The sequence below is a fragment of the Phenylobacterium sp. genome (assembly GCF_031181185.1).
Lineage (GTDB): Bacteria > Pseudomonadota > Alphaproteobacteria > Caulobacterales > Caulobacteraceae > Phenylobacterium.
On sequence record NZ_JAPSKZ010000245.1, the window covers coordinates 1 to 4,326 of the forward strand.

Here is a 4,326-nt window from a genome sequence, read left to right on the forward strand (position 1 = left end):
GGCACAGATAGCGCGCCCGATGGAAGTTGGGCGCGTTGTCCACCCAGCCGGTCACCTCCGGCCGGACCAGATTGCGGTTCACCACGAAGAATATCGGCACGATGCCCTCGTCATCGAGCATGATCTGCTCGGCCTGGGCCAGGATCTTCGCCCGCCGCGCCAGGTCGGGCTCCTGATCGGCGCGGGCCAGCAGGGCGTCGTAGGCCGGGTTGCGGTAGTCGCCGTAGTTCTGCGCCCCGGTGTCCGACTTCAGGAGGCCGAGGAAGGTGACGGGGTCGTTGAAGTCGCCGTACCAGTTCATCGCCCCCACCTCGAAGTTGCGGCTGCGGTAAGCGGCAAAGGCGACGGCGTTTTCGTTCTGGGCGATCGAGACGTCGACACCGATGGCCCGCCAGTCGGCCTGCACCGCCTCCATCAGCAGCAGGGTGTCGGTATTGTTGGGCGTGGTGATAGTGAGCTTCAGCGGCCGCTTGGCCGTGAAGCCCGCCTCGGCGAGCAGCCGCTTGGCCTCGGCCTGGCGCTGCGGGAAGCTCATGGCCGCCCATCGCAGCCGCGGCAGCTCCTGCACATAGTTGGCGGTGACGGGCGGTACGAAGGAATAGGCTGGCTGCTGACCGGCCCCCATCAGCTTGCCGGTGATGAACTCGCGGTCCAGCGCCATCGAGAGCGCGCGGCGGACGCGGATGTCCTGGAAGGCCATCACGTCGCGCGTGTTGAAGGCGAGGTAGCCGGTGGCCAGCGACAGCCCGGTGCGCGCCACCCCCGGCATCGTCTTCTGCAGACGCCGGTAGCGGTTGGACTGGAAGCGGGTGTTGAGGTCCAGCTCGCCCCGGGCGACGCGCCGCTCGGCGCTGACCACGTCCGGCGTTGGATAGTAGTTGATGCGGTCCAGGCAGACGTTGGCTGCGTCGAAGAAGTGCGGGTTCTTCACGACCGTGATCCGATCGCCCAGGCGCCAGGCGGCCAGCTTGAAGGCGCCGTTCGAGACGTGCCGGCCGGGCTGCACCCACGCATCGCCATACCGTTCCACCACGTGCCGGGGCGCCGGGAAGTAGCTCTGGTGCTTGGCGATCTCGGGCAGATAAGGCGCAGGATGCGTCAGGCGGATCTGCAGGGTGCGTGCATCGAGCGCCTGGACCCCCAGAGACTCCAGCGGGGCCTTGCCCTCGTTGACCGCCTGGGCGTTCTCGATGACGTACAGCAGCCAGGCGTAGATGGAGGCGGTCTTCGGATCGACGCTGCGGCGCAGGCCGAAGACGAAGTCCTGGGCGGTGACCGGCCGCCCGTCCGACCAGCGCGCCTCGCGCAGGTGGAAGGTCCAGGTCAGGCCGTCGGGCGTGGTCTCCCAGCGTTCGGCCATTCCGGGGACCGGCGAGCCGTCCGGGGCGTCGGTCGTCAGGCCCATCATCAGGTCGCCAATGACCGAGGCCTCGTCGACCAGGTTCGACTTCTGCGGGTCGAGGGTCGCAGGCTCGGTGTTGTTGCCGTACTCGAGGCAGACTTGCCCGGCGGGACAGGCGGCGCGACGCACCTTGTCCTGGCAGGCGCCCAGCAGCAGGGCGGCGAACAGCACGGCGGCGAGGGCGAGACGGGACGGCGGCATCTTCCGCCGCATCAGTCCCGTAGGCCCTGGAAAATGTCGAGAGCTAGTGCAGCTTGTACTCGGCGCCGATCGCCTTCAGTTCGGCCGGCCGGATCAGCTTGTTGTGGCCCACCGTCACCTTGAAGAGCGGTCCCTCCAGGGTGTTGGTCCAGAAGTCGAGGAACTTCTTCAGGACCGGGAACTCCGGAAAGATGTCGTAGTCCTGCCAGATATAGCTCTGCAGGAGCGCGGGGTGGTCGGGCATCCGGTAGAGGATCTCGGCCGTCGTCAGGCCGTAGCCTTCCATCTGTTTCCGGAATTCGGGCGACGCTTTCATCCCATGACCTCGTCACAGTGGATCCTAGCGCGCGGGCGCGTGACGCCGCACGCATACGGAACATATGCGCGATTCGGATGAAAAGTTCCTGAAATCAAGGTGTTAGCACTCACATGGAGTGGGTGCTGCCAAGGCGCTCAAGGCTTAAACAGCCGAGGCTCCAGCTGGACCTGCACGGGCTCGGGCAGGGGGCGCCAGCCGTGCGCGCGGATCACGTCGTTGCTCTCCTTGGCGCGGCGGCCGTCCGCCAGTGACCAGGTGATGTGGTAGGTGGAGCCGTCCGGCCGGTCGGTGGTTCCGCCGATGCGGACCACCATCGCCTGCACGCCGCGCCCGTCGTCGGACTCGCCCACGATCTCGCCGGCGGTTTCGGTGGGGAGCTTGGGGCGCGTGGGCTTGAACGCCAGGGTCACGTGGTCGGCTACGGCGTTGGCGTACCTGGGCGGAAAGCGCGCGAGCAGGGCTTCCCGCTCTCCGGGATCCAGCGCCCAGCCGATGAACGTCCCCATCCGCTCAGTCCTTCTCGCTCGCAAACAAGTCCGGCCGTCGCACCTTCAGCGCCAGAACGAGCGTCAGGGTCTTCAGGTCCTCGATCCGGCGCTGCTCGACCCAGGACCATAGCTGGGCCAGCGGGACCTCCTCGACCGTGATGTTCTCGTTCTCGCCCGCAGCGCCGCCGCCGGCTTCAATGCGGTCCGCGGCCGAGTAGGGCGCAAGGAAGAGGTCGATCTTCTCGCTCGACACGCCAGGTGAGGCGAAGGGCGCCCCCAGCGGCTCCAGGCGACCCAGGCGAACGCCCGCCTCCTCCATGGCCTCGCGGGCGACGGTCTCCTCGGGATCCTCGTCCTCCACCATGCCGGCCGGCGCTTCCAGCAGCTCGGGCGGTCCGCCGGCCCAGATCACCGGCGCCCGGGGCAGGTTGACCAGCAGGGCGCAGCGTCGCTCGGCATCGTAGGGCAGCACCGCGGCCGCCCGCCCGTGGTGTTCGATCTCGCGCCGGAACGTCTCCCCGCCGGACGTCGACATGGTGGCCAACATCACCGTGGAATAGCCCTGATAGACCGTCTCCACCTTCCTAAGCTCGACCGGCATACCCGCTCCTGACCGTCCGTACGTGATCGGAACCGCGGGCGCGGCCTGCGGTTGCCTGAACGTCTGACGGAGGCCGCCATGCCCAAAATTGATCGCGACGTCGAGGAGACCCGCACCGTTCGCGGCGGCGTCTCGGCCCTGATCGCCGCGTGCGCCGAGCCGTTGCCGGAGATCGACGACCCGGCGTTCGGACGGCAGTTCGATCGTTTCGGTGACGCCCGCGTCGTGCTGCTGGGCGAGGCCAGCCACGGGACCAGCGAGTTCTACCGCGCCCGGGCCGCCATCACCCGCCGGCTGATCGAGCAGCACGGCTTCAACGTGGTGGCCCTGGAGGCCGACTGGCCCGACGCCCGGGTGCTGGACGCCCGCGTGCGCCACCGCCCGAAGCCGCCGGGCGCGACGGACGCCTTCCGCCGCTTTCCCACCTGGATGTGGCGCAACCGCGAGTTCGACCAGTTCCTCGGATGGCTCGCCGAGCACAACCGCATGCGCCCCGGGGCGGAGCAGGCGGGCGTCTACGGCCTCGACCTCTACAACCTGTCGGGTTCGATGCGGGCGGTGATCGACTACCTCGACCGCGTGGATCCCGACGCCGCGCGGGTGGCCCGCGACCGCTACGGCTGCCTCAGCCCCTGGGCCGAACACCCGGCGACCTACGGGCGCCTCGCGCTGTCCGGCCGCTACGCCGGTTGCGAAGGCGCGGTGACCGAGATGCTGGGCGACATGCTGCAGCGCTCGCTGGCCGACGGCCGGGCAGACGGCGAGGAGGCCCTGTTGGACGCCACCCAGAGCGCCCGCCTCGTCGCGGACGCCGAGGCCTACTACCGGGCGATGTACTACGGCGGCGCCGAGAGCTGGAATCTGCGCGACACCCACATGTTCGAGACGCTGCAGGCGATCCTCGAAGCCAAGGGCGCGGATTCGAAGGCGGTGGTCTGGGCCCACAACTCCCACATCGGGGACGCCCGGGCGACCGAGATGGGCGTCGTGCGGGAGGAGCTGAACATCGGCCAGCTGTGCCGCGAGCGCTTCGGGGAGCAGGCCCGGCTGATCGGCTTCGGCACCCACGCGGGCACGGTGGCCTGCGCCTCCGACTGGGACGAGCCGATGGAGGTGAAGACGGTCCGCCCGTCTCTGCCGGATAGCCACGAGCGGCTGTCGCACGCCTCAGGCGTCGACCGTTTCCTGCTGGACCTCAGGCCCGGCGTGCACGACGACCTGCGCGAGACGCTGGCGGAGCCCAGGCTGGAGCGCTTCATCGGCGTCATCTACCGGCCCGAAACCGAACGGTGGAGCCACTACGCCGAGTCACGGC

General features: G+C 69.0%; 5 protein-coding genes. 1 reads left to right on the top strand and 4 read right to left on the bottom strand.

The window, feature by feature from the left end; translation table 11 throughout:
* The 4 genes from RIF93_RS19035 to RIF93_RS19050 form a co-directional block, all read right to left on the bottom strand.
* Window positions 1-1,603 (bottom strand): peptide ABC transporter substrate-binding protein (locus RIF93_RS19035; protein ID WP_309093025.1); only part of this gene is annotated, 1,603 nt, incomplete at its 3' end.
* Between the two features lie 43 nt (window positions 1,604-1,646).
* Window positions 1,647-1,919 carry an usg protein gene (locus RIF93_RS19040; protein ID WP_309093026.1) on the bottom strand — a complete coding sequence of 91 codons (273 nt, stop codon included), beginning with the start codon at window positions 1,917-1,919 and terminating at the stop codon, window positions 1,647-1,649.
* Between the two features lie 137 nt (window positions 1,920-2,056).
* Window positions 2,057-2,428, bottom strand: a complete 372-nt coding sequence (locus tag RIF93_RS19045; protein WP_309093027.1) for a hypothetical protein — start codon at window positions 2,426-2,428, stop codon at window positions 2,057-2,059.
* A gap of 4 nt (window positions 2,429-2,432) precedes the next feature.
* Entirely contained in the window at window positions 2,433-3,011 is a 579-nt protein-coding gene (locus tag RIF93_RS19050; protein ID WP_309093028.1) for an NUDIX hydrolase, read from the bottom strand.
* A gap of 78 nt (window positions 3,012-3,089) precedes the next feature.
* Here RIF93_RS19050 and RIF93_RS19055 point away from each other — a divergent pair.
* Window positions 3,090-4,326: erythromycin esterase family protein (locus RIF93_RS19055; RefSeq protein WP_309093029.1), on the top strand; the 1,237-nt coding region annotated here is incomplete at its 3' end.

Excerpts from the sequence above, each read along its gene's own strand:
- RIF93_RS19040 (WP_309093026.1), bottom strand. The coding sequence starts at position 1,919 with ATGAAAGCGTCGCCCGAATTCCGGAAACAGATGGAAGGCTACGGCCTG.
- RIF93_RS19045 (WP_309093027.1), bottom strand. The coding sequence starts at position 2,428 with ATGGGGACGTTCATCGGCTGGGCGCTGGATCCCGGAGAGCGGGAAGCC.
- RIF93_RS19050 (WP_309093028.1), bottom strand. The coding sequence starts at position 3,011 with ATGCCGGTCGAGCTTAGGAAGGTGGAGACGGTCTATCAGGGCTATTCC.